At 45.3% G+C, this 19,361-nt stretch carries 18 protein-coding genes and 1 pseudogene; 7 read left to right on the top strand and 12 right to left on the bottom strand.

Annotation, left to right across the window (positions count from 1 at the left end; all coding sequences use genetic code 11):
- Window positions 1-65: 65 nt before the first annotated feature.
- From V1501_RS11260 to V1501_RS11280, 5 genes and pseudogenes are all read right to left on the bottom strand, one after another.
- The gene (locus tag V1501_RS11260) at window positions 66-821 is read right to left on the bottom strand and encodes an exodeoxyribonuclease III (protein ID WP_409288153.1); all 756 of its coding nucleotides are present in this window, start codon (window positions 819-821) and stop codon (window positions 66-68) included.
- A 26-nt stretch (window positions 822-847) separates the two neighbouring features.
- Complete coding sequence (gene mug, locus V1501_RS11265) at window positions 848-1,366, bottom strand: G/U mismatch-specific DNA glycosylase (RefSeq protein WP_409288155.1); 519 nt, start codon at window positions 1,364-1,366, stop codon at window positions 848-850.
- Window positions 1,367-1,428: 62 nt separating this feature from the next.
- Window positions 1,429-1,912 (bottom strand): annotated as a pseudogene (locus V1501_RS11270) (GNAT family N-acetyltransferase).
- A gap of 88 nt (window positions 1,913-2,000) precedes the next feature.
- On the bottom strand, window positions 2,001-2,552 hold the full coding sequence (locus V1501_RS11275) for an HD domain-containing protein (protein WP_409288157.1): 552 nt from the start codon (window positions 2,550-2,552) through the stop codon (window positions 2,001-2,003).
- 153 nt (window positions 2,553-2,705) lie between these two features.
- Window positions 2,706-3,539 (bottom strand): dimethylarginine dimethylaminohydrolase family protein, encoded by an 834-nt coding sequence (locus V1501_RS11280; protein WP_409288159.1) that lies wholly within the window; start codon window positions 3,537-3,539, stop codon window positions 2,706-2,708.
- Window positions 3,540-3,690: 151 nt separating this feature from the next.
- Here V1501_RS11280 and V1501_RS11285 point away from each other — a divergent pair, with 151 nt between their 5' ends.
- The 3 genes from V1501_RS11285 (at window position 3,691) to V1501_RS11295 (ending at window position 6,351) form a co-directional block, all read left to right on the top strand.
- On the top strand, window positions 3,691-4,422 hold the full coding sequence (locus V1501_RS11285; RefSeq protein ID WP_409288161.1) for a protein-glutamine gamma-glutamyltransferase: 732 nt from the start codon (window positions 3,691-3,693) through the stop codon (window positions 4,420-4,422).
- Between the two features lie 264 nt (window positions 4,423-4,686).
- A complete protein-coding gene (locus V1501_RS11290; RefSeq protein ID WP_409288163.1) occupies window positions 4,687-5,085 on the top strand; it encodes a hypothetical protein in 399 nt (132 codons plus the stop codon).
- 3 nt (window positions 5,086-5,088) lie between these two features.
- Complete coding sequence (locus tag V1501_RS11295) at window positions 5,089-6,351, top strand: erythromycin esterase family protein (RefSeq protein WP_409293327.1); 1,263 nt, start codon at window positions 5,089-5,091, stop codon at window positions 6,349-6,351.
- Between the two features lie 45 nt (window positions 6,352-6,396).
- On the opposite strand, the gene V1501_RS11300 is transcribed toward V1501_RS11295, so the two are convergent.
- A complete protein-coding gene (locus tag V1501_RS11300; RefSeq protein WP_409288164.1) occupies window positions 6,397-8,544 on the bottom strand; it encodes an AAA family ATPase in 2,148 nt (715 codons plus the stop codon).
- Window positions 8,545-8,906: 362 nt separating this feature from the next.
- On the opposite strand from V1501_RS11300, the gene V1501_RS11305 reads away from it, so the two are divergent.
- On the top strand, window positions 8,907-9,125 hold the full coding sequence (locus tag V1501_RS11305; RefSeq protein WP_409288166.1) for a DUF378 domain-containing protein: 219 nt from the start codon (window positions 8,907-8,909) through the stop codon (window positions 9,123-9,125).
- Between the two features lie 44 nt (window positions 9,126-9,169).
- Here V1501_RS11305 and V1501_RS11310 read toward each other — a convergent pair whose 3' ends face one another.
- Window positions 9,170-9,559: a cytosolic protein gene (locus V1501_RS11310; protein ID WP_409288168.1), complete on the bottom strand. Its 390-nt coding sequence runs from the start codon at window positions 9,557-9,559 to the stop codon at window positions 9,170-9,172.
- 165 nt (window positions 9,560-9,724) lie between these two features.
- On the opposite strand from V1501_RS11310, the gene V1501_RS11315 reads away from it, so the two are divergent.
- The gene (locus V1501_RS11315; protein ID WP_409288169.1) at window positions 9,725-10,240 is read left to right on the top strand and encodes an acyl-CoA thioesterase; all 516 of its coding nucleotides are present in this window, start codon (window positions 9,725-9,727) and stop codon (window positions 10,238-10,240) included.
- A gap of 85 nt (window positions 10,241-10,325) precedes the next feature.
- On the opposite strand, the gene V1501_RS11320 is transcribed toward V1501_RS11315, so the two are convergent.
- Together V1501_RS11320 and V1501_RS11325 are read right to left on the bottom strand one after the other, a co-directional pair.
- A complete protein-coding gene (locus V1501_RS11320; RefSeq protein ID WP_409288171.1) occupies window positions 10,326-11,135 on the bottom strand; it encodes an endonuclease I family protein in 810 nt (269 codons plus the stop codon).
- Complete coding sequence (locus tag V1501_RS11325; RefSeq protein WP_409288173.1) at window positions 11,135-12,097, bottom strand: S8 family peptidase; 963 nt, start codon at window positions 12,095-12,097, stop codon at window positions 11,135-11,137. Before V1501_RS11325 ends, V1501_RS11320 begins: the two co-directional genes overlap by 1 nt.
- Window positions 12,098-12,429: 332 nt before the next feature.
- On the opposite strand from V1501_RS11325, the gene V1501_RS11330 reads away from it, so the two are divergent.
- Entirely contained in the window at window positions 12,430-12,582 is a 153-nt protein-coding gene (locus tag V1501_RS11330; RefSeq protein ID WP_409288174.1) for a YpzG family protein, read from the top strand.
- A gap of 54 nt (window positions 12,583-12,636) precedes the next feature.
- Here the strand turns inward: V1501_RS11330 and galU are convergent, their stop codons facing one another.
- Entirely contained in the window at window positions 12,637-13,512 is an 876-nt protein-coding gene (gene galU / locus V1501_RS11335; RefSeq protein WP_409288176.1) for a UTP--glucose-1-phosphate uridylyltransferase GalU, read from the bottom strand.
- Window positions 13,513-14,266: 754 nt separating this feature from the next.
- Between galU and argS the strand changes: the two genes are divergently transcribed.
- Entirely contained in the window at window positions 14,267-15,961 is a 1,695-nt protein-coding gene (gene argS / locus V1501_RS11340) for an arginine--tRNA ligase (RefSeq protein ID WP_409288178.1), read from the top strand.
- Between the two features lie 3 nt (window positions 15,962-15,964).
- Here the strand turns inward: argS and arcD are convergent, their stop codons facing one another.
- On the bottom strand, window positions 15,965-17,383 hold the full coding sequence (gene arcD / locus V1501_RS11345; RefSeq protein WP_409288180.1) for an arginine-ornithine antiporter: 1,419 nt from the start codon (window positions 17,381-17,383) through the stop codon (window positions 15,965-15,967).
- Between the two features lie 266 nt (window positions 17,384-17,649).
- Window positions 17,650-19,134, bottom strand: coding sequence for a D-alanyl-D-alanine carboxypeptidase/D-alanyl-D-alanine-endopeptidase (gene dacB, locus V1501_RS11350; protein WP_409288181.1), 1,485 nt, complete (start codon window positions 19,132-19,134; stop codon window positions 17,650-17,652).
- Window positions 19,135-19,361: the final 227 nt, after the last annotated feature.

Consider the following 19,361-nt stretch of genomic DNA (forward strand, 5'->3'; position numbering starts at 1 on the left):
CTCCATCCTCCAACCAAAATGTTGAATATTCTAAAAATATCTTCTTGCTTTCATGAGGTTTGAGTCTACAGATTTATTTCCAATTCAACCGGACAATGGTCGCTTCCCAGGATCTCACAGTGAATATGGCTTTCTTTGATCAAACCGGCTATCCTTTCAGATACAATAAAGTAATCAATCCGCCAGCCGATATTCCGCTCCCTGACCTTGTTCATGTACGACCACCAGGTATAGGCTCCTTCCCTGTCCGGGTACTTATATCGGAAGCTGTCCACAAAACCGCTCTCCAGGAAGTCACTCATCTTCTGGCGCTCCTCGGCCGTGAACCCCGAATTACCACGGTTCGACCTGGCATTTTTCAGATCTATTTCCTGATGTGCGACATTCAGGTCACCGCATAATATAACAGGTTTATATTTGTCCAATTCCTGAACATGGGCCAGAATCTCTTCTTCCCACTGGAGCCTGTATGGCAGCCGGGCCAGATCCCGCTGCGAATTAGGCGTATACACATTCACAAGGTAGAATTCCCCGAATTCCATGGTCAGAATCCGTCCTTCTTCTTCACGTTCTTTTCCGCTCAGGCCGTATTGTACCGATAACGGCTCCATTTTGGTAAAGACAGCTGTCCCTGAGTATCCTTTTTTATCCGCATAATTCCAGTATTGATGATACCCTTCCAGCTGAAGTTCGATTTGTCCTTCCTGCAGCTTCGTTTCCTGAATGCAGAAGATGTCTGCCTTACTGTTTTCAAAAAAATCCAGGAAGCCTTTTTTAACACAGGCCCTTATGCCATTAACATTCCATGATATGAGTTTCATTTCAGCTCTCCAATAGATTCATAGTATCACCCATTTTTACGCTCATTTAGATAATCTGCCAGTTCTTTATATACCCCTACTATATCCTCTAGCGGAATCCTCACCAGGCCGCTTGAGGAAGGGGCTGCAAAGTCCCTCACTCCGCTCACCATATCCATATCCTGAAATCCCCAGCCTGCTTTTTTTCTTAGGGAATACTCAAGATATACGCCTTTTCCAACAAAACACACACAATGCGGCCGGAAGCGTTCGATTTTATCTTTTAATTCTTCCCGTCCTCTGGCATATTCTTCTTTTGTGATCTCATCCGCTGCTTTTGTCGGGCGGCTGACGATATTGGTAAATCCATAGCCGATATCGAGCAGCTTATAATCTTCTTCACTTGAATATTTACGGTCTGTGAGTCCGGATTGGTACAGGATCTTCCAGAAACGGTTATTGGGATTTGCATAATGATGGCCGGATTCGCCTGAACGGAGGCTGGGATTGAATCCCACGAATATTACATCAAGACCCGGTTTGAGATGATCCAGTATAAATTCCATAATGAAACCTCCCGCGAAAGCGTATTAAATGGATAAAGGACTGCCGGGCAGCCCTTTGTAATCTATATTATATATTTATAAAATCTTGTATCAACTTTTAACTTTGGAAAATTCTCAGGGAGATTTTCTTCGGCTCTGATGAATCCATTTTTCTCATAAAACTTATGTGCTGCCACAAATTCCGAGGTGGTTCCCAGCAGCACTTCTTTAATAGATTTCTCTTCGGCCCATTGCAAGGCTGTCCTCAGCAGGCCGGCGGAGACGCCGTAAGTTTTCCCCCTGAATTCCTCGTGCACGAAAACTTTTTAAGCGCCGCCCTGTCATTCCCGATATCCTGAAGGGCCGTAGTCCCGATGATGGTTCCGTTCATATAAGCAGTCCAGAAATTCCCCTTTCCCGACTGATACACTTCAGGAATGGCATAGAGGTCCGGCTGTTCGGAAAGCTCAATCGGAATTCCGTATTCGACCTGCTGTAGGAAATTAAATCTAAAATCTGCGGCTGAAATGCCGCCCTGTACTCTTCGATCATCATTTCCTGCTTCATAATGGCAACACCCTCTAAAGGATTTTTAAATTATCCTTCGTTTCGGGCTGTTATTTTATGCAGATGCTGGCGCCGGCTGGCAGTCTTTTCATAGTTTTTGTTCCCCGTTTTCACTAAGGGAATTTTGGGAGTTCCATTCCCGGTCGATCATGGCATCTAGACGGATAATGCTTTCCCTCGCCCGTTCTTCACTGATCTTACGGTAGTGGTGCAAGCCGCCTTTTTCTTCATCCAATTCATCGGCCTGTTTAACGATTTCCTGCATAGGTGTCCTTATGATATCATTCGACGGCAGGAAGGAATCTGTATGAAAAAGAATGGAAAGGGCAATCGTTTTTGCCCGGATCGGATTTTCCCCGAGTCTGATCAGCAGCTTATGAGCGCGCTCGGCCCCTTTGATGGCGTGAATGTCATTCTTTTTGTACAAATCATAATCCCATTTTCCATTCTTATACCAAGTGAAATGGCCGATATCATGAAGCAGGCCTGCTTTAGCGGCAATATCCACATCAAGCTTCTGTTCTTTTGCCAGATTGAAAGCATGATAGGAAACGGCAATGGCATGGGCCAGCCCTGAACGGTTTAAATATTTCTCTGCAATATGATGCTGAATGATACTCAGTAGTGTGACATCTCTCATATTTTCTCATCCTTATGGTAAAATAATATATTCCCTTTACCCCATCCTTTTTCTTTCATGCCATTCTTTTAACAATTTGCTCTAATGCAAGCATTCACATCCTCAGAATGAAAAAAGGGGTGCCAAAAAGAGCAACCCAATAAGATATCCTTTTTACCTCTCCCTCAGGACGGGCATTGTGCAGCACCTGAAGGCACCGCCTGACTTAATGATTTCTGTGATATCCACTTCAATCACTTCATATCCTCTGCTTCTCAGTTCCTGATTCACTTTTTTATTGATTGGAAGTGAAATGATTTTTTGATCTCCAACAGAAAGAACATTGGTTCCAAGTGTAAATTGTTCTTCCTCCGATACCTCGATCAGTTCGTACCTTGATTTAAGCACCTCGAGCTGGCCTGCATGAATCTCCCCAGGAAAAATCAGGGCTTCATGCGGAGAAATGATATTAAATACACAATCAAGATGAAGATATGTATCTGTAAAAGGAACCGGGATAACTTCAAAATCCGGCAGCATTATTTTCAGTTTTTCTACTGATTCCATATTTGTCCGGTTGCTGATGCCAGCAAAAATAGTGTCCCGGTCGATGATGACATCTCCGCCTTCTATCTTATCCCCTGCAAGTTTCTTAAAAGGAATATTCTCTTTATTCAGCCATTCCATCAGCACTTCCACTTCACCAGAGCGTATATCTGTGCCCATTTCGGCCACATATACTTCAGGTCCAAGCGTAAATCCGATATCACGTGTGAACACCTGCTCAGGAAATCGTTCAAAGGATGGAAGGAGTGTCACCTCAATGCCCAGTTTCTCTAGGGTTCTGACAAACTCCTCATGCTGCCTTAGGGCAGTCTGGATATGGATGCCCTCATTCTCAAATACCTTTTGGGTTTCATTGATAACATCCTTAATCTTCATAAACCTTGGTTCACACAAAACGACTCTCTTGAGCCGGTCATATTCACTGTAACAGCCTGACTTCATATTTATCCCTCCCGAAAAACTCCTACAGCCTTACTATTTCCCGTGCCGCCCTGCTTATTCACCGTACTGGCCCCAGCCTGGCACAAAATCCAAAAACCGGATCCAATCATATGTATATGAAAACAAGATTTGAGAAGGAGCCAAATGGACCATGATTATAATCGGGGGAAGGCCGTTCGAACCCGGCGCTCTTATTAGTAAGCTTTCCAGGGAAAAAGCCGGCATCGTAAAACTCATGAACAGCTATAAGAAAGTTTACCGTTTTAACACACTGGCCGAGCTTGAATTCATGCTTGAAGCAAAAATTTTGATCACGAGGGCAGCAAGACTTCTGGCAGACAGCGGCGCTGAGTTTGAAACATTCAAAAACTCCCGCTGCAATCCTGAATATTGGAATCTGCATGAAAGCGGCGCCTTCTTTTTGAAGGAAGGCATATCCCCTCATCAGGCCATTGATGATATTTATCATAATGGGAAACTCTATGCCTTTGAATGCGCAACCGCCATGGTCATCGTTTTTTACAAGGCCGTTTCCGGCCTTTTGGGACCATTGAGATTTGACCGCCTGTTCAAAGAGATGTATTTATTTGATTGGGAATATAATAAAAACCTTGCACTGGAAACATCCCGGTCAACGGACTTTCTGCCTGGAGACTGCGTTTACTTCCGTAACCCTGATTATCATCCGGATACTCCTGAATGGCAGGGTGAGAATTGCATCGTTCTGGATGTGGATCTTTATTTCGCCCACGGCATCGGAATAGGGACCGGGGAAGAAATTATGGCTGTCCTTAATTCGTTAAGAAAGCCCTTTCCTGAAGAACCGGCATATCTTGAGGATGTGCTTACACGGCTGGATGCTTTGGTCTACTATAGTATGTAAGATTACAAAGCCCGGTGTCAGACAATACCCAAGATTTCATACCTTCCTCTTTCGCCTATGCAGCTTATAAATTTAGACAGTTCACCCTTAAATCCGATTTACTTATTCAGATTTCACCTCTTCTGCTTCCATTATCCCACACACTTTTCCTTTAAAAGAATCAACAATTTTCCTCCTAGCCGAAAAGATTGTTCTGATTCTAATTATCTTTAAAAGGGTAATCTAATTAGGTAATCTTTCTGGTTTTCAGGAGGGAATAAGGAAATGGGTGATATAAGAAATCTTAAAACTGAGCAGACAGAAGCAATACGCCAGGTTACAAGCCGAATGACTTTCACAAAAAATTTCAGGTCTGCAACGGCTGAAGAATGGTACGTTTTTATACCAGGATTTAAAGACCCGGCTACTGGCGGCGCTGCCGGTAAAGCGATTGTTCATTATAATCTTTGGGGCAATCGTGACATGTTCATTAATACTACGGTAATACTGGATGATCCAGAATTATTCAGTGAAAACCATTTCCAGCTCGTTTATGGAATTGGCGATGAATTGGTCAACAGGCTGGTCGGCTATGCTGATACATTGCTCTCCATGCATGCCGGGCCCAATTCATACAGTGCAGAATACCGGCAGAAAGATGAATCGCAGACAGGAGGAATATAAGTGATGTCTTTAATAAAGTCAATAAGAAATGAAGCCTGCCCCCTCACTGGCAAAGATGATCTGGACGGTTTAATCAGCAGGATGGGCAGCCCAAAGTTTGTACTGCTGGGAGAAGCATCTCATGGTACATCGGAATTTTATACAACACGTGCCGAAATCACAAAGAAATTAATTCAAACCAAGGGGTTTTCTTTTATAGCGGTAGAGGGCGACTGGCCTGCGTGCCAGGCTGTCAACCGGTATGTTAAGGGCTATGATACTGAATCAAGTTCAGCACGCGAAGTTCTTAAAAGCTTTGACCGCTGGCCGGCATGGATGTGGGCAAACGAGGAAATCATTGATTTGATAGATTGGATCAAGGAATACAACTCCTCCTCGGAAGTTTCCCCAAAAGTAGGTTTCTATGGAATTGATGTTTACAGTCTATGGGAATCCATGGATGAAGTGATCCGCTATTTAACAGAAATCGATTCTCCTGAGCTTGAAGGTGCGAGGAAAGCATTCAGCTGCTTTGAGCCATTTAACAGGGATAATGAAAAATATGCTGTGTCTGCGGGCATCTATTCAGAAACCTGCATGGAAGAAACGTCCAGACTTCTGACGGAGATCCAAAAGAAAAAAGGAAATTTTCCGCATAAAGAAGAGCTAGATCTAAATATCCAGGTGAATGCATTGGCCGTATATAATGCAGAGAATTATTACCGGACGATGGCTGTCCATGATGAGCAGTCGTGGAACATCCGGGATATGCATATGGTGGATGCGCTGAATGAAGTGATGTCCTATTATGGTGAAAAAGGCAGGTGTGTCGTGTGGGAGCATAATACCCATGTTGGAGACGCCAGTGCTACAGACATGAAGGATTCCGGGATGATCAATGTCGGCCAGCTTATCCGTGAACAAAATCCTAAAGAAGATGTATACATCGTTGGTTTTGGCACATATCGGGGAACCGTGATAGCAGCGGATGAATGGGGAGCTGCTTCCGAGGTGAAAAATGTGCCGCCTGCCATGAGAGGAAGCTGGGAATATGCTTTAAACGCTGCCGGGCAGTCCGATAAAATCCTTGAATTTACGGACAAAAACAGGCATCTGTTTCAAGAAAGAATCGGCCACCGGGCCATCGGTGTGGTCTATCAGCCGCAATATGAGCAGTTTGGCAACTATGTTCCTTCTGTCATTGCGGACCGGTATGATGCTTTTATATTCATCCAGGAAACCAGGGCACTCAGACCACTTTCTTTCATTAATGCACCCGTCATATAAAGAAAAAGGCCGTCCCCCTTATCGTAAAAGGGGACGGCCTCTTTTTTATGCACTCACTACTGTAATCTTGCCATCTTGCAGTTCTGCACGAAGTTCTTTCACATCGGGCTTTTCAAAGATGAAGTCTGCGATTCCATCTTCCAGCTGTTCCTGGATAACCCTGCGGAGCGGTCTTGCCCCAAATGCAGGATGATAGCCCAGTTCTGCAATTTTACCTTTCACATTAGAAGTCACTTCAAGTGAAAGTCCTTGCTCCTCGAGTGTCTGGTACAAGTCAGTCAGCATGATATCGACAATCTTCAGGATATCTTCACTGTCCAGTTCAGAGAATTCAATGATGCTGTCAAAGCGGTTCAGGAATTCAGGCTTGAAATAGCTGCCAAGCGTCTGCAGGATGGACGCCTGCTCGACTGCTGAATTGGCACCGAATCCCATGACCTTGCGCTTTTCGCCAGCACCTGCATTGCTAGTCATGATAATGACGGTATCCTTGAAGTTGACGGTCCTTCCCTGGCTGTCCGTTAAACGGCCGTCCTCAAGAATCTGGAGGAACATGTGCAGGACATCTGGATGCGCCTTTTCCACTTCGTCAAGCAGGATGATGCTGTATGGCTTGCGCCGTACTTTTTCAGTCAGCTGGCCGGCTTCCTCATGACCAACATATCCCGGAGGGGAACCAATCAGTTTGGAAACGCTGTGTTTTTCCATATATTCACTCATATCAAGACGAATCATGGATTCTTTTGAACCGAACAATTCTTCCGCAAGTGTACGGGTTAGTTCCGTTTTACCGACCCCTGTCGGACCGACAAACAGGAATGAGCCAATAGGGCGGGTCTTGGCTTTCAAACCTGCTCTGCTGCGGCGGATTGCTTTAGCCACTTTTCTGACTGCTTCTTCCTGCCCGATAACCTTTTTGGATAGTTCCTCTTGAAGGCGGTTCATGCGAATCTGCTCGTCTTCCTGCAATTTACCGACCGGAATGCCGGTTTTTTGTTCAATGATCTGCTGGATATGTTCAACAGTCACGACAGGCTTGCTGCCTGCGGTTCCGGCTGAAAGAATTTTCTCAAGCTGTTCCTCTTCATCACGCAGTTTTGCTGCTTCTTCATAGCTTTCTGTCTGAAGAGCTTTTTCTTTGTCCATATGAATCTGTGCCAGGCGGGCTTTGATATCCTCTTCCTGTCCGCCTTCAATAGTCAGATTCAGCTTGGATCCGGCTTCATCCATCAAGTCGATCGCTTTATCCGGCAGGAAGCGGTCCTGGATGTAACGGTGTGAAAGCTCGACAGCTGCCTGAAGGGATTCGGTGCTGAACGTTACGGCATGGTATGCTTCGTAACGGTCCTTCAGCCCATTCAGGATTGCAAGGGCTTCCTCCACAGTCGGCTCGTCAACTTGTACGGGCTGGAATCGACGCTCAAGCGCAGCGTCTTTTTCTATTTTCCGATATTCAGCCAGGGTCGTTGCCCCTACAAGCTGCATTTCACCGCGTGCCAAAGCTGGCTTCAGGATATTTCCAGCATCCATGGAACCTTCTGCTGAACCAGCACCAACGATTTGATGAATTTCATCTATGAACAGAATCACATTTTTACGTTCCTGCAATTCCTGGATCAGCTGTTTCATTCTTTCCTCGAATTGCCCGCGGATTCCGGTGTTTGTCACAAGGGAGGCAACATCCAGCATATATACCTCTTTACCGCGGAGCTTCATTGGAACCTTTCCTTCAGCAATTTTGAGTGCGAGCCCTTCAGCAATCGCTGTTTTACCAACACCAGGTTCACCGATGAGGACTGGGTTATTTTTGTTTCTTCTATTTAAAATTTCAATTACACGGCTGACTTCGTCTTCACGGCCAATGACAGGATCAATTAATCCTGCATTAGCAGCATTTGTAAGGTTCCGGCCGTATTGATCAAGAAGTCCGCCTCCTCCCTGCTTAGTCTTCGGGCCCTGACCCTCAGTTTTTTGGAAGTGCCCGTTCATAGCTTCAGGATTAATGCCGAAAGATTTAAACAGATCATCAAAATTCCCCATAGGAGAGAACTGGCCTCCGCCCATAGCAGCCCCTAATTTATTCCGTTCTTCTTTAAAGCAGCGGGAGCACAGATGGAAGTCCTGGTTTTTGCCATTAAACATTACTCTAAATTGAACACTGGCTTCGTTTGTTTGACATTTTTCACAATTCACAAATGACTCCTCCTTATATATATCCATTCATTATTGGTTGATTGACTTTGACTTTCTTTGACTTTCTGTTTTTATTATACATTGACCTATTTTGACTTTCAAGTGTTTTGATCAAAAATATCATGAATGTGAGATAAATAATTTTCTCCTTTCTATTCCTCTCCCTACCCATTACTGCCATGCGGAAAAACTTGTTTATAAGAACATTAGCTTTCATAAAGGTTATGGACCCCTTAAAAAGAATGTTGGACTGACCGGTTAATTTATTTAAAAAGTTCTTACAGTAATGTTTAACTCACTTGCCCTCGGGTATTTAAATATTGTACAAGACTTAAACAAATATTAAACAAGGAGATTAAAACATGAAAACATTGAACACAATCGCTCTTATTCTGTTAATTGTCGGCGGACTTAACTGGCTTTTAGTCGGACTTTTCCAGTTCGATCTAGTAGCTGCCATCTTTGGAGGACAAGATTCAGTCCTTGCACGAATCGTTTATGTAATCGTTGGTCTTTGTGCCATCTACTCACTAAAGTTCCTGCCGCTTGTTAATCGCCGTGACCGTACTTATGCAGACTGATTTGCATAAGAAAAAGCCATCCAGTTCAACTGGATGGCTTTTTCTTATGGATTGAGCGATTGGCCTTCTTCTATTATATGATGCAGTAAATGGCCGAGATGCTGGAGCGGCCCATATTCCTGTTCTTCATCTTCTTCCGCTTCACTTTGGCCGCTCAGGAATAAAGCGGTAAACTCATAAAAGTCTTCAAGCGAAAAAGAATAGTATGCTTGTGGTGTTTCACTTTCACCTTCGAACTGGACGATCATGTAGGAAATATCTCCGTCGATATCTTCGGCATCCATAAACACAAAATATCCGATATTGGTATCCAGGTCGAAAAGATGGCGGGCCCCGCCGGCTGCTGATTCATCGAATTCTTCACTGCTCAGCTTTTGGATCTGCATCGTATCCACATTATCCTCCTGATGAAAACTGACGACAAATGACTTCATGCGATCATCCTCCTTTAGTAATATAATTTAATACGTTTTAATATACCCTTCCCGGCCCTAAAAAATATCCTCTGTATCACGATAATATCAATCCTGACGCCCACGTTTTCCGAAACGTCTCTTTAGCGGTATAATGAAGGAAAGCAATTTAGTGGAGATGATCTGATGAAAAAAGAATTATTCTGTTCCGAATCTAAAGTGGTCCATACGGATCTAGTCCTTCCCAATGATACAAACAACCATAATACTCTTTTTGGCGGAGTTTTAATGAAAAAAATGGATGCGGTTGCCGCCATTGCTTCCAGGAGACATTCCCGCAGCGATGTCGTGACTGCATCTACTGATTCTGTAGATTTCCTGGCACCCGTTTATCCGGATGATTCACTCTGTCTTGAAGCTTATGTAACATATACAGGAAGAACCTCTATGGAGGTTTTCGTAAAAGCCATAGCTGAGGATCTTGGTACGGGTAAACGGAGAATATCCGCAACTGCATTTTTGACATTTGTTGCCCTGGATGAGAATGGAAAACCATGTTCTGTACCTTCTGTAGTCCCGCAGACTCCTGAAGAAAAAAAACTGCATGAAACTGGTGCAGACAGGGCTGAAATTAGAAAGATGAGACGCAATAGCAGCAAGGAACTGGCCGATGTCATCAATATTGATAAACCCTGGACATAGAAAAGGCGGTCCAGAAATGAGATTTGGCACCCGGATGCTTAGGATGGAAGAAAATCCACTCATGCGTCCCGGTGCCGCTTCTTCTTTATTGGACAGCCTTTTTATTATTCTCTATATTCATATTACCGGCCAGATCCGGGAAATCAATAAAGGGATTCCGATTTCCCTGGATCTCATGAATCGCCGCGTTTCTATGTTTCTCATATAAAGTGACAGGATTGCTCAAATGCCATTCAATCATTAAGTCCATATCTGCCCTTTCAAGAAAATCACTGCCGTAGCGGATAAAGAAATATAGAGTGGCACGGGCTGCCTGGCCCTTGCCATACTGCGGCTCAAAGAAATTATTCTCTGCTTTCCCGCACCCTTCTCTCACTTCCATTGCGAGGGGAGGATAACCGGGAAAATCATAATAGCGCGAGTTTCCGCGCCTGCTGTTGCAGGATGGCTCGCACGCAAATAAGTGATGCAGATCCCCTCTCATTGGCTCTTTCTTCCCAAACCATGATTGAGGGACAACATGCTCGCAGTTCAGCTTTACATCTCCGGCAAGAACACCTGCCTCACCAAATTGTTTCAGTGCCGCTATATCTGCCTCGATGGCAGAAACCGGATCGATCCCCGTACCGGAGTATATACTTTTTAATGTCATATTCTCATGCAGGTCGACCCATGGATATAAATGGCGGTAAGGTGCATAGGATAAGGTCTGCCTGTGAGTATCGCTGACCAGTTTTGCAAGATTCTTCAGAACCCCGCTGCCGCCGATGTCAAAGCCATTATAGTATGCCAGTTTATTCTCATCATCCACCCTGGCTTCATAGTACGGCCTCTGTGCAGAACTTTTAAGCAAGTACATCGCTTCTGCATATTGTGCCCTTTGATTTTGATCCATCAGATGGCTGCCGGCTGGATAATGGAAGCCTTATTAACAGCTTCTTTCAGGATTTCAGGTGCTGTCAGGTATACCAGCCCATTTCCCTCAAATCTTGGTGAATTCCCCAGCGGAATTGTCCTCTTGATCAGCTGTGCATATAATTCCGGCTCGGTGAGCGACCTTCCAAAGCTTTCATTTGCAAGGATTTTGACCAGGGCCAGGGCTCCAGCCACATGTGGAGCTGCCATGGATGTACCAGAGAGCTTTGCATATTTACCTCCAGGATATGTGGAGATGATTCCCTCGCCAGGGGCCACCAGATCCACTTCTTTGTTGGAGTTTGTAAATTCTGAGGAACGCCGTTCAAAATCAATCGCCCCTACACTGATTACTTCGTTATAACAGCCTGGGTATCCAAGCTCATCGGTATTTTCATCTCCGTCCCCTTCATTGCCTGCCGCGCATACCACCAGGATATTTTGTGCGACTGCTTTCTTGATCGCATCATGAAGTCCCGGATCATCGGCAGGTCCTCCAAGGGACATTGAAATAATATCTGCCTTTTGTTCAATGGCATACAAAATGCCGTTTTTTATCCATTCATATTTTCCAGATCCGTTCTTATCCAATACCTTGACGATCAATAGCTGTGCTTCAGGAGCTGCACCCGATACACCAGTTTCGTCATAGGATGCAGCCATTGTTCCGGCTACGTGAGTCCCATGGCCGTTATAATCCATGAACTTATCAGGATTGCTGTTATCGTCGGCGGTAAAATTCCTTCCGCCCTTGATTCGTTCCTTAAGGTCTGGATGGGAAAAATCACATCCTGTGTCAAGCACTGCGATGGTGATGCCCCTGCCTTTAGTCTGCTCCCAGACACTCGGTGCCTGAATGACTTTAATTCCCTCCGGTATTTCCGGCATTTCCTCGACCTGTTCTAAAAATTTGTACGGTATAACTCTGATTATTTGCTCCATCCCATTTCCTCCTCCAGAAAGTGCTTGTTCACCTTGATACATATCTTTCTGAAACCTGCCCTGGCTAAGGCATGGCCAGACAGGGACTAATGAGCTGATTCTGGGTGTCACTTCAAGTTTAACAAGCTGCTCTTTCCTATTAAAGGATATAAAGTATGATTCTTTCTACAAATATTGCACCGCCATCTCAGACAATAGCTGTGGTTTGGGCAGAATTGTGTCGAATGAATTTCCTATGTAAAACAATGTATGCAAAACGGATTCTGGCAAACGATATGAAGGGATGTTTCTGCATCCCATGCTTTTTCAATCTTCCAGATGAGGTGATCGTCTTGAGTTATCGAGAACAGCTGGATTCACATTCAAAGCTTTTCCACCATAATTGGACAAGGCCTAAACATTACAATTCACAGGTAAATGGGCATACGGAGGTTTCCCGATCCACAGCCATCCTGAGAAGCAATGCGAAGGCACACCGCTGGTAAGAGGAATCAAAGCAAAAAAAAGGCGCGCGGCAGGCGCCTTTTTTTATGGAACATTTACTGCCCTTTCAGGGCCAAAAGGCTTTCAAAGTATTGCAGCAGCTGTCCGCGAAGTTCCGGCCGGGAAAGCCCGACCTCTGCAATAGCTTTGATATAGCCGATTTTATCGCCTATATCATATCTGGCACCCGCAAGCTCCACAGCAACAATCCTTTCTGCTTTATTTTGCCTCCTGAGCGCATCTGTAAGCTGCACTTCATTCCCCGCACCCCTTTTAGTATGCTGAAGAACTCTGAATATCGAAGGCTTTAGAACGTACCGCCCCATAACTGCCATAGTGGAAGGTGCCATGTCCAGGGAAGGCTTTTCAACAAGATCATCGACTTCGCAGACTGAACCTGTCCGGCTGTGATAGCGGATGATCCCATACTTTGAAACCTCAGCCGGAGCCACTTGCTGAACACCGATGACCTGCCTGCCCATCACATCGTAAATTTCCAGCAGCTGCTTTAACGCAGGTTTTTCAGATACCATCACATCATCGCCAAGAAGAACCGCGAACGGCTCATTGCCGATGAACTGTCTTGCGCAAAGTATCGCATGACCAAGGCCTAACGGCTCCTTCTGACGGATATAATGAATATGGGCAAGCGACGAAACCTTCCTTACCTCTTCAAGAAGGTCATGCTTTCCTTTTTCACACAGCATCTGTTCGAGCTCAAAGGAGCGGTCGAAATGATCCTCAATCGATTTCTTGCTCCGCCCTGTTACAAATATTATGCTTTCTATGCCCGACTCCACTGCTTCCTCTACGATATACTGCACAGCCGGTTTATCCACGATTGGCAGCATTTCCTTAGGCTGGGCCTTCGTAGCCGGCAAAAACCGGGTACCAAGGCCCCCAACAGGGATGATTGCCTTTTTTACTTTCACCTTAACCCCCTGCTTTCCTTGTTGGATACCATTCAAAACTCATATTAGATTTATAGACATGTATATTCAGCTGATAAAAAATCATTCAGCACATCAGCAGATGCTTCGGTATTCAGGGCCATTTATGGATTGATTCTTGTACTGGAAAGCTGTTCTGGATGGGTGGCGTCATTAAGGATTTGTTTCAATATTCAAAAAGCTTTATGACCTAAATCAACTCAATTTTAATTATAAACGGTCATAAAAGTTTTCTTGACCCGGACTCTGTCTTAAGAGATCATAAAAATCACTCTCTCTAATGTTAAAAGGTGTAAAAAAGATACTAAAAATCAGAGAGCCCTGATGCTCAAGCATTATTTGAAAATTATGTAAAATCTAGTGTCCAGCTGAAAATTTCCAGCATACCCTAAATAATCATAAGCAGCTCTTGATACTCACTTCACTAACCGCTATAATTTTATCAACTATACTGAAAATTGATGACGAAGAAAGTAGCATGGCCTAAGCAGAAAAAGCGAACCGGGGATGGTGGAAGCCTGGAATCTGCATGCTTTGTGAAGCGCACTTCTGAAATGCAGCAGCCGGGGGTAATGGCCCCGTTATCAAGCAGAGTGGTCCTTGTTAGGACAATTAGAGTGGCACCGCGGATATAACTCCGTCTCTTTATTTAGAGACGGAGTTTTTTTATTTTCCAGCTGCTCTGCCTGCCGGAATTGGACTGGTTACGGTTCAAAGAGATGAAGGAGGAATGGTTATGGAACATTATCAAAACAAAGTGGCTGAAGAAATTGAAAAAATAATGGGAGGGTCATTGTCCGTCTCTGAAATCAGCCGGCTGTTAGAAACACCAAAACACACGGAGCATGGCGACCTTGCCTTTCCCTGCTTTCAGCTCGCAAAAAAGCTGAAGAAGTCACCAGCATCCATAGCTGAGGAGCTAGCTCCTGAACTCCAGGGAGAATTTATCGAGAAAGCAATAGCTTCCGGTCCATATATTAACTTTTTTCTAAACCAGGAAAGCGTGATGGATGAGGTTCTTGCTCTCATCTGCGAGCAGGGACCCCGCTTTGGCGATTTATCTATCGGACAGGGCAGCCTTGTTCCCATTGATATGTCTTCACCCAATATTGCCAAACCCTTTTCAATGGGCCACCTCCGCTCTACAGTGATTGGGAATTCCATAGCGAACCTCATGGAAAAGTGCGGCTATGCCCCTGTCAGGATCAATCATCTTGGCGACTGGGGTACACAGTTTGGTAAATTGATTACAGCCTATAAGCTATGGGGTGATGAGGAAAAGGTCCGGAAGGATACAATCCGGGAGCTTCTAAAGCTTTATGTAAAATTCCATGATGAGGCAGAAAAGGATCCTTCCCTCGAGGAAAAGGGCCGGGAGTGGTTCAAAAAGCTTGAGGAGGGCCACCCTGAAGCCATTTCCCTCTGGCAGTGGTTCCGGGATGAATCACTTGAAGAATTTAATAAAATATATGAGCTGCTGAATGTGAAGTTCGATTCCACAAATGGAGAAGCCTTCTATAATGACAAAATGGCCGAGGCGGTCCAATTGATTGAGGAACGGAAGCTGCTTGTGGAAGATAATGGTGCCATGGTGGTAAAACTGGATGAAGAAGGCCTTCCGCCTTCACTTATAAAAAAATCGGATGGTGCGACTCTTTATGTGACGCGGGACCTGGCAGCCGCCATTTACCGGCAGCGGACCTATAAGTTTGAAAAGGCTGTTTATGTGGTCGGCAATGAACAATCCTTACATTTCAGGCAGCTCAAGCTTGTCCTGAAGAAGCTCGGCTTTGGCTGGGCAGATGGAATGGTACATGTGCCTTTTGGAATGATCCTGAAAGATGGCAAAAAGATGAGCACCCGTAAAGGAAAAGTCGTTCTGCTTGAAGAAGTGCTGGCTGATTCCATCCAGCTTGCCCAGCAAAACATATTGGAGAAGAATCCCCATCTAGAAAACAAACAAGAAGTTGCCCGCCAGGTCGGCACCGGCGCAGTCATATTCCATGATTTGCGGAATGAGCGGATGAACAATATCGAGTTCTCTCTTGAAGATATGCTCAAATTTGAAGGAGAGACCGGACCGTATCTTCAATACACCCATGCGCGTGCGAAATCCATTTTAAGGAAGGCAGAGATGGAAATGGAACAGGTACCCAGCCAGGGTACCGGAAGTCCACTTGCCTGGCAGACGGTCAAAGAACTCGCAGCCTTCCCGGCCGTTATCGACCGTGCTTACACAAGGCTCGAACCTTCTGTGATTTCGAAATACCTGATTGATCTTGCCCAGGCGTTCAACAGTTATTATGGAAATACACGCATCCTTATTTCGGATCAAGGACTTGCATCAAGGCTCATGCTGGTAGAGGCAGTGACAATCGTGCTTAAAGAGGGACTGCGTCTGCTCGGCATTGAGGCCCCGGACGAAATGTGACCTTTAAATCTTAATGGCTGCTGTGATCAGCATATATAGAGCAATCAGACCTCCAAGGAAGATGATGGCTGCTGCCACACCTTCCTTTTTTTTGAAATATGGCTGTCCAAATTCTTTTTGTGCCAAAAGATACACAAGAATTCCCGGTAAAAACAGAATCAGAGTCAGCAATAAATAAGTCAGGCCGGCTGCATACAAAAGCCAAAGGGAATAAAGCATGGCCAATACGCCTATGGCAATATTCCTTGGACTGTCTTCTGTCCGATGGATGAAGGAATGCTTAACCTGGTACAGTGCAGCAAAAAAGTAAGGTAGAAGCACCGCAGACGATGCGAGAGAGTAAGCCAGCTGATAAGGTTTGTCTGAGACCAGGAAAGTTAAAAGGAAGAGCTGGATGAGCAAATTGGAGAGAAACAGCGAAAAAATCGGAGATGAATTCTTATTTCTCAAGCTGAAAATGCTGGGAAACACCTTCTCCCTGCCAGCTATATAGGGAATTTCGGAGGCAAGCATGGTCCACCCCAGCCAGGCTCCCAAAACGGAAACGATCAGGCCGATATTGACTACGGCCGCTCCCCACTTCCCTACGGCCTGTTCAAATACATAAGCGAGCGAGGGATTTTTCAGCTCAGAGAGTTCTTCATTGCTCATGATCCCGGCCGAAATGACAGTAATCAACACATATACGAGAAGTGTGCTCACAAGCCCGATGACTGTCGCCCTGCCGACATCGCGCCGCTCCTTCGCCCTTCCCGACAGCACCACGGCCCCCTCAAAGCCGACAAATACCCAGAGAGTGATCAGCATAGTATTTTTCACCTGCCCCATGATATCCTTCATCCCTCCCTGCTGACTGCCCCAGAATTGAAACGAAAAGGTTTCTAATTTGAAGGCAGTCATTCCCAATATAATGAAAAGGAGGATCGGTATCAGCTTGGCTACTGTGGTGATCACATTGACAGACGCGGCGGAGTGGACGCCCTGGAGTACCAGAAAGTGGACAAGCCATAAAATGACGGAAGCCCCGGCAATCGACACCAGCTTATTTTCTGAGAACACGGGGAAAAAATAGCCCAGGGCATCCATGGTAAGAGTGGCAAAGGCCACATTGCCCAAAAACGCTGAGCACCAATAACCCCAGGCACTCACAAACCCGGTGAATTGTCCAAAACCTGCCCTGGCAAAGGCAAATACTCCCCCGTCAAGATGCGGCTCTTTATTCATCAGGTTTTGGAAGCTGAGTCCGAGTGCAATAATGCCTGTGCCGGTAATCAGCCATCCGGACAAAATTGCCCCGCTGTGAGCTCCTTGGGCGATGTCACTCGGGAGGTTAAACGCCCCCCCGCCGATTACCGACCCGACTACCAACGCAATAAGAGGCCAAAGGCTTAACCCGGCTTTCCTGCTTTGCTGTTCTTCCACTTCTGCCATCTCCTTACGATTTCAATGAACATTATCTTCTCCCAGCCTCCTGTTTTTATGTATTTCACCAAAGATCTGCATAAAACAAACCTTAGTTTCTACTAACAGCCCATGAAGATGACAGGACCCTTTGGGGTCGGTGGGGCGGAGTAAGGCGGAAATGCCGGCAGGCTAAAAGATGCACCTGGCTGTTGGAAGCCTTGATACATGCAGCTCCGCACCGTTACCATAGAAAAAAGAGCTGAAATCAGCTCTCTCTAAAATCATTATTGCTTTGCCAGAATCTCCGCCACTTTATCTTCTATTATCTTACCCTTTGAACCGTCGGTGAGATTATTAAGAAGGATGGAGAAAACCATTCTCTTTCCGCTCTTGGTCTTCACATATCCTGATAAAGAGCTTACAGTCGCTATTGAACCAGTCTTGGCATGGATATTGCCGAGTACAGGCGGTTTTTTGAGTCTGTTCCGCAGTGTGCCGCCTGTCATTCTGTCACTGATGCCCGCAGTTGGCAGAGAGTGCAGATAGGCAGAAAACCATTCTTCGTCCTGCACTGAATAAAGGAGGTCAGTCAGTTCGTTTGCCGGTATAAGATTTACATGTGAGATGCCCGAGCCGTCACGGATCACAAGATCATCTGTCTTCACCCCGAATTTCGGCAGTTCTGACTTTAAGACCTCTAATCCCTTTGTCCAGCTTCCCTCACCTTTTTTTACTCTGCCCATTTCCTTCACCAGATGCTCAGCATGCGTATTGTTGCTCAGCTTCATGAAAGGTATGAACATATCACTGAGTGTCATGGATTTATGTACAGCCATTACCTTCGCTTTCTTTGGGGCTGTTCCTTCCTGCAGCTTCCCGGTAATCCTGATTCCCTGTTCAAAGAGAGACTGCCTGAACACGTTCAGTGTATAGCCTTCCGGTTCCCATACGGCTATCCACTCTTTCGCGGGGTCAGCTCCAATCGGCAGGGTTCCTTCTATTGTGATCACATTGCTTCCATGCCCGCGTTTTATGGTGATTTTCTTTTCTTCTCCCTTAGGGACGGTCCTGGTCTTATTCAGGATTTTGAGATAGCTGTTCCTTGGCTCCATCCCAATACTGGCAGCTGCCCCGGCGGTCTTACCTGGATTTACATGGACAATCACTGTTCCGGCATCATAATCCTCGTTGGGTGACAGTGTCAATGCTGAAACCTGGGCACCATAGTACTCCATTTCGTCGGTCCATGACAGATCCTGTGAATAGCGCTCGGAATCGTACCAGGTATCATCGCTGAGCAAATTACCGGAGACAGTCTTTATTCCTTTTTTCTTCAATCCTGCTGCAAATGCATCCAGGTCTTTCTCCAGAAGTGTTGGATCACCCTTCCCCTTTAAATAGAGATTCCCTTTAAGTACTGAACCTTTTACAGAGCCATCCAAAAGCAGCTCAGTCGAAAACCTGTGATTCTCACTCAAGACATTAAGCGCAGCCGCCCCGGTTAAAAGCTTCATATTGGATGCCGGTCTCAATCTTATATTCCCAATATGATCATAAAGCAGCTTTCCGCTATCCGCAGATCGTACACTCACTCCCGCCAAGGCTCCCTTTAAAAGAGGATCATTGTTAAGCAGAGCATTAAGCTCCCTCGTCAATTCCTGCCCGGATTCACCCGCGCTGGGCTTTATCCCGCTGCCGGCAAAGAACATAAAAAGGGCCGAGAACACGAGCACTGCCGTCAAACTGACTGCCATGACCTTCTTTTTCAAATCTACCACCTCCTGATACGTTTCCTTACTTCTTCTCTATTTCTACAAAAATCCCCTTTATTTATCATATGAGGAAAAAGTATGAACTTTACCATCCTCACAGTAAATTCATGTAAAGCTTTGTATAAACATAGATCATGTCTAGAATGAGCTGTGTCAAAGTGAATATGTTTTATGCCATTAAAAATCCGCTGCCCATACTCGGGCAGCGGCAGATAAACAAAGGA

Origin of the sequence: Paraperibacillus esterisolvens (assembly GCF_046237625.1) — a bacterium.
Lineage (GTDB): Bacteria > Bacillota > Bacilli > Bacillales > DSM-1321 > Paraperibacillus > Paraperibacillus esterisolvens.

Excerpts from the sequence above, each read along its gene's own strand:
- V1501_RS11310 (WP_409288168.1), bottom strand. The coding sequence starts at position 9,559 with ATGAAGTCATTTGTCGTCAGTTTTCATCAGGAGGATAATGTGGATACG.
- V1501_RS11305 (WP_409288166.1), top strand. The coding sequence starts at position 8,907 with ATGAAAACATTGAACACAATCGCTCTTATTCTGTTAATTGTCGGCGGA.
- V1501_RS11275 (WP_409288157.1), bottom strand. The coding sequence starts at position 2,552 with ATGAGAGATGTCACACTACTGAGTATCATTCAGCATCATATTGCAGAG.
- mug (WP_409288155.1), bottom strand. The coding sequence starts at position 1,366 with ATGGAATTTATACTGGATCATCTCAAACCGGGTCTTGATGTAATATTC.
- V1501_RS11320 (WP_409288171.1), bottom strand. The coding sequence starts at position 11,135 with ATGGATCAAAATCAAAGGGCACAATATGCAGAAGCGATGTACTTGCTT.
- V1501_RS11260 (WP_409288153.1), bottom strand. The coding sequence starts at position 821 with ATGAAACTCATATCATGGAATGTTAATGGCATAAGGGCCTGTGTTAAA.
- V1501_RS11325 (WP_409288173.1), bottom strand. The coding sequence starts at position 12,097 with ATGGAGCAAATAATCAGAGTTATACCGTACAAATTTTTAGAACAGGTC.
- V1501_RS11315 (WP_409288169.1), top strand. The coding sequence starts at position 9,725 with ATGAAAAAAGAATTATTCTGTTCCGAATCTAAAGTGGTCCATACGGAT.
- V1501_RS11290 (WP_409288163.1), top strand. The coding sequence starts at position 4,687 with ATGGGTGATATAAGAAATCTTAAAACTGAGCAGACAGAAGCAATACGC.
- V1501_RS11280 (WP_409288159.1), bottom strand. The coding sequence starts at position 3,539 with ATGAAGTCAGGCTGTTACAGTGAATATGACCGGCTCAAGAGAGTCGTT.
- V1501_RS11295 (WP_409293327.1), top strand. The coding sequence starts at position 5,089 with ATGTCTTTAATAAAGTCAATAAGAAATGAAGCCTGCCCCCTCACTGGC.
- V1501_RS11285 (WP_409288161.1), top strand. The coding sequence starts at position 3,691 with ATGATTATAATCGGGGGAAGGCCGTTCGAACCCGGCGCTCTTATTAGT.
- argS (WP_409288178.1), top strand. The coding sequence starts at position 14,267 with ATGGAACATTATCAAAACAAAGTGGCTGAAGAAATTGAAAAAATAATG.